The sequence below is a fragment of the Sphaerochaeta sp. S2 genome, assembly GCF_016406725.1.
GTDB lineage: Bacteria > Spirochaetota > Spirochaetia > Sphaerochaetales > Sphaerochaetaceae > Sphaerochaeta.
The window spans coordinates 1-5,171 of record NZ_JAEKNT010000251.1 but is presented as its reverse complement, the minus strand read 5'-3'; the positions used below and the strand labels follow the sequence as shown (position 1 = coordinate 5,171).

Annotated in this window: 4 protein-coding genes and 1 other RNA gene; all 5 read right to left on the bottom strand. The window is 48.6% G+C overall.

The window, feature by feature from the left end; translation table 11 throughout:
• Positions 1 to 2,448, bottom strand: a 2,448-nt coding sequence (locus JF818_RS07125) for a TIGR03936 family radical SAM-associated protein (protein ID WP_198891339.1), incomplete at its 3' end; no start/stop codon positions are given.
• A 22-nt stretch (positions 2,449 to 2,470) separates the two neighbouring features.
• A complete protein-coding gene (locus tag JF818_RS07120) occupies positions 2,471 to 3,238 on the bottom strand; it encodes a hypothetical protein (protein WP_198891338.1) in 768 nt (255 codons plus the stop codon).
• A 22-nt stretch (positions 3,239 to 3,260) separates the two neighbouring features.
• Positions 3,261 to 3,599, bottom strand: an RNA gene (gene rnpB, locus JF818_RS07115) — RNase P RNA component class A.
• Between the two features lie 7 nt (positions 3,600 to 3,606).
• On the bottom strand, positions 3,607 to 4,425 hold the full coding sequence (locus tag JF818_RS07110; RefSeq protein ID WP_198891337.1) for a zinc ribbon domain-containing protein: 819 nt from the start codon (positions 4,423 to 4,425) through the stop codon (positions 3,607 to 3,609).
• Positions 4,426 to 4,444: 19 nt separating this feature from the next.
• On the bottom strand, positions 4,445 to 5,171 hold a 727-nt coding region (gene rpoD, locus JF818_RS07105; protein ID WP_198891336.1), incomplete at its 5' end, for an RNA polymerase sigma factor RpoD.

The following is a 5,171-nucleotide window of genomic DNA, read 5'->3' as shown; positions in this document are numbered from 1 at the left end:
ATACTCTACATATCCAGTATCCCAAGATCCCGCAAAGAGCTTCTCTCGCTTGATCGTAAGCTTGCTTGCGATCAGGAACTTGTCAACATCAGAACCGAAGAGTAATTTGACCAGGTTACGTTCCCCAGTAATACGAACCATATATTGGTGAGGTGCATCTCCTCTGGATACTTCCAAGGAAGTATCAGATGCTTGCAAGCGTTTCTCCAAGATCCCTGTATAGGGTTCCTCACCTTTGGTGTCAATGCTGAACAAGCTTCCTTTCAGATGCTTGGCAAGTGTCTGCTTTTTCGGTCCCTTCAGGAATAATACATCCAGGATTGTGTATCCTTCGTTAAGGGTTTGTTGCAACTCACCCTTCACCTTTTCCTCATCCAACGTTCCGTCGTCCACCAATTCAGCGAGCATTACCTCTTCTTCACCGGCAATTCCAATGGAAAGTGGGTTCACAAACTCAAGCTTTGGCTTGGGATTGAATCCTTGGGTGAACTGCACTTCAAGCGCTGAGCGCTGGAATGCCATCTCAAAGTTTCTCATTGCATTGATATGGCTTACATAGAGCGCAGAGCCATACCTGGAATAGCGAATCACCGTCTGTACGGTATCGGCTTGAACTGGTTGAGGGGGGGCAGTTTCTACAGGTTTCTCATCTTTCTTTTTCTCAAAGAAGGGATCCTTGTGGATTACATCCACTACCTGATGGGCAGTTGAGCATGCTCCACACTGATGTTCACATACATCGTAGCAACGATCACTCAGGAGCAAGTTCTTTGCCCTGTCCCACTCTTCCTTGAGAAATTTCTTTCCTACACGCAGGGAAACTGAATCCCAGGGCAACTCCTCTTCAACATCATAGTCCTTGAAAATAGCTTCCTCTGGATTGTAGGGAGCTTCAGCAATGGCCTCTTTCCAAAGATCATACTGGAGGTACTCATTCCATGCATCCAGGCGGCACCCTTTCTGGTAAGCCTTCTCAATTACATCTGCATACCGTGCATCTCCCCTGCTGATCAGACCCTCTAGATAACTGACGCTCGGTTCGTGGTAACTTACCTTGCATCCCTTGATCCGCTCATTGATCATTTTCTTCAACTGGCTCAGCTGCTGGTAGCTTTGTTCAGGGGTAAGCTGTGCACACCACTGGAATGGCGTATGAGGCTTGGGGATGAATGTACCGACATTGATATTCATCCGGATATGGGTCTCATCCCAGATTGCCCCAAGATAGTCCACAATTGCCTGGTTCTCTTCCTCTCGGTCGACCACAGGAAGCCCGATCATGAAGTAGAATTTTGCCAACTTCCATCCTCTGCTCTTCGCCTCCTTTGCAATACCAATAACCTGTTCCAAGGGGACAGGCTTGTTCATGGCAAGCTGCCATGACTCCTTGGGTGTCTCAATGGCAAAGGTCAGCCCACTCTTACGAACCTCACTCAATTGCTCCAGAATTCCCAGAGAGAAGGAGTTGACCTTCAAGCTGGGCAGGGCAAAGGAGACATGTTTGGAAGCAAACTCTGCATTCAGCGTCTCGATCATCTCCTTGATATAGGGATGGTCCCCACTGGAGAGAGAGCTAAGGGTTACCTCCCGGTAGCCCAGCGTATCGACATACTGGGTTACCTCTTCCTTGATGGTTTCATAGAGTTTCTGCCTGTATGGTTTGTAGTACTGTCCTGCATGACAGAAGCGACAACCATTGGGACATCCTCTCATGATCTCCACAACACCATTATCCTGGGCTACCTTGAACGATGGAACCACATAGTGCTGGTATCGGGCATCACGCTTAAGGCCAAAGGAGTCATCAATGAATCGCAAGGATCGCTTCTTCTCTGGTGACCAAAGGAACGGGAACTCCTGGAGCATCTTGAGTGTTTCCACTCTTCCATAGCCCTGCTCCCTGGCTTTTCTCATGGTCTGGACCACCTGTTCCAAGCCACCCTCAGCCTCACCGATGAAAACAAAGTCAACAAACGGTGAGAATGGCAGTGGATTGGTTACTGCAGGGCCTCCAAGAATGACAATGGGATGCTCATCCCCGCGCTCCTTGCTCCTGAGAGGAATTTGTCCAAGTTCCAATACCTGGAGTACATTGGTGGCACATAATTCATACCCGATTGATATACCCAACAAATCCAACTCATGCAATGGCTTGTGCAGATCAAGGGTATAGAGTGGAAGCTGTTTCTTTCTCAGCAATTCCTCAAAGTCAGGGGCAACGGAAAAAACCCGGTCACAATGCACATGGTCCATCCTGTTCAGAAGATCGTAGAGGATTCTCACCGCATTGTTGCTCATCCCTATCTCATAGAGATCGGGGAAACAGATTGCTGCATGGAAATCCACAGCATCCATGTTCTTCTTACCATAGTGGAATTCTCCACCAGTATATCGGCTTGGTTGTGCAACCATTACCAGATCGTCGGCTAATGCCTCAAGTATATTCATTCTCAATCCTTTCTCTGTGTATTCATTCCATTGACAAGGTCTGGTACTTATTGGCCAGAACCCTGAAATCTGCTTGTGTACAAAGTGTTGCTAAAGATGCATACAGCATCTGTCTCTCCTGTGGGGTCAGGTCTGCCTGCTCATACTCCTGCGCAAGGGGGACCAGCGTCTGTGCCCAAGCCTTCGAGGGGAGCCTGGAAGCAATGGTCGCAAGCAAAGACACCGCTTCCCCATCTTCCAGTTCGCCAAGAGCATCCCGTATCTGTCCAAGCGGAGCTTCCGCTTCGAGAAGCAAGAGTGCATACTCACTACCATCCAATTGCTGCCTGAGGTAGGTGGCAAATACCATGGCTGCCTCCTGAGAGCGACCAAGGGCCATCAGTGCCTGATAGTAGGCTCTCGCTCCCTGGATCCCTAGGGCTCCAGCCTCATCAAGGAACGTAGCTTGCTCAACAACAAGCACTGCATTTCCTATTCGGTCAGCGAGAATAAGCATCAGGTTCCGGGCCGCAATACTGGCTCCTTCCTCTCCTGTTATCTCCTGATACAGATCAAGGCTCTGCAATGCCGACTTGTTGTCACCGCGCTCAGCCTGCGCAAGTGCAAGATAGTAGAGACTGCCACTTCTGTAGGTTTCCCTGAAATCCTTTTTTGCTGCATGATATAAGGTATCCCATTCCCCTTGCTGTGCGAGCTCCTGTAAGGAGGAAGCATCTTTTACACAGGAAGAAGACAGCAAAACAAGAAAAAAGGAGAACAGAAGGAGCTTCCACAATCGTGTTTTCTTCATCCTCTGTTCTCCTGTCTATCATAAAACAAGGCAAGCAATAAGCCGGGTTCTGTTTGTGATGATCATCTATCCAAGAACCTTGTTGCCAAGGCTCTTTAGCAACCGACCCGCAGGATCAGGGCGGACAACCCACCTGCTGCTTGGTTTTGCTCCTGACGAGGCTTACCCTGCCACCCCTGTTGCCAGTGGTGCGGTGGGCTCTTACCCCACCATTTCACCCTTACCGGAAAACCGGCGGTATTTTTTCTGTGGTGCTCTCTATAGCGTTACCGCTCCCGGGTGTTACCCGGCGTCATGTCCTATGGAGCCCGGACTTTCCTCAAGCGGCTGGTAGCCGCCCGCGATCATCTAGCCTACCTTGAAAAAACCTAGAGCAAATCGTCGAATTCACTGCTATCGACAAAGTCGGAAAGACCGCCTTCCTCGATATCCACATTTTCAACATGCTTGCGGAACTTCTCTTCTGCACCTTCAGCTTCCTCATAAAAGAGGATACGACTGCAGTACGGGCAGAATTCAATTTTCTTTGCTTCCCTGACCTCATTGACAAACTGGTTTGGAAGAACGATATGACAGCCCTGGCATACCAATCCATGGATGGGAACAATCCCCTTTCCTTTCTTGTTCTTCACAATATTGCAGAACTTGTTGTACAGGTCTTCATCAATGTCACCACCAATGTAACTCAGGCACTTTTTCTCAAGTGCTTCAAGTTCCTTCCTTTTCTCATCGAGCAGGGCTTCAATCTTGCTTGCCTCGCTGTCAACTTCCTGTTTCTGGAGTGACATCAACTGCTCTTTCTCAGTAAGGCGTTCACTATACTCGTTGACCTGCTTCTCTTTCACATGCAACTGCTTGAGCAGACTCTGTTCCTTTGCTGCAGCATCCTTGATCTCTTTCTCCAACGCCTCGAATTCACGCTGGGTACTGATCAACTCCATCTGCTTCTCAGAGTTTTCACGAGCCAATACTGCATCATCATACTGGATGTGAAGGCTTTTCAGATCATCCTTGGCTACCTCACTTCTCGTATGTTCCTCAATATATTCAAGGTTAATCTTGTCGAGCAGTTCCTGCTTGACCTTCAAATCCCTTGGCAACTTGACAATCTCATCCTCAAGCGCAAACCGGTCACTAAGGTCTTCCTGCAGCTGGTTGAGTCGTGCAAATACTTCTGCTTCTTCCATCATCTTCTCCCTGTATCTCTCAAATGAAATCCTTCAATTTCCTACTTCGCTTGGGATGTCTGAGCCTTCTCAAAGCTTTAGCTTCAATCTGGCGGATACGTTCCCTTGTCACCTCAAAATACAACCCAACTTCCTCGAGTGTCAATGAATACCCATCATCGAGTCCGAATCGCATTTTCAGTACTTCCTGCTCTCTTGCAGGCAGTGTAGCCAACACGTCCTTCAGCTGTTCCTGCAGCAGTGCATATGCTGTCTGTGTGGCTGGATTCTCCACTTCCTTATCCTCAATGAAATCACTGAGCAAGGAGTCTTCCTCTTCACCAACAGGAGTCTCAAGGCTGATCGGCTCACGGGCAACATTCTTGACTGCCTTGACCTTGATCTCGGTCCAGCCCAGCTTCTCAGCCACTTCCTCATCGGTGGGTTCGCGACCAAGGGACTGCATAAGCATCCTTGACTCCCTTACCACCTTGTTGATCTGCTCTATCATATGTACAGGAACCCTAATGGTTCTTGCCTGATCACTGATTGAACGGGTAATTGCCTGGCGGATCCACCACGTGGCATAGGTAGAGAACTTGAAACCCTTGCGGTATTCAAACTTCTCGACTGCCTTAATCAATCCAATATTGCCTTCCTGGACCAAGTCAAAGAAGTGCAAGCCACGGTTGGTATATTTCTTTGCAATGGAGACAACCAGACGCAAGTTTGCCCTGATCAACCTATCCTTCGCATCCTTCATCATC

Excerpts from the sequence above, each read along its gene's own strand:
- JF818_RS07120 (WP_198891338.1), bottom strand. The coding sequence starts at position 3,238 with ATGAAGAAAACACGATTGTGGAAGCTCCTTCTGTTCTCCTTTTTTCTT.
- JF818_RS07110 (WP_198891337.1), bottom strand. The coding sequence starts at position 4,425 with ATGGAAGAAGCAGAAGTATTTGCACGACTCAACCAGCTGCAGGAAGAC.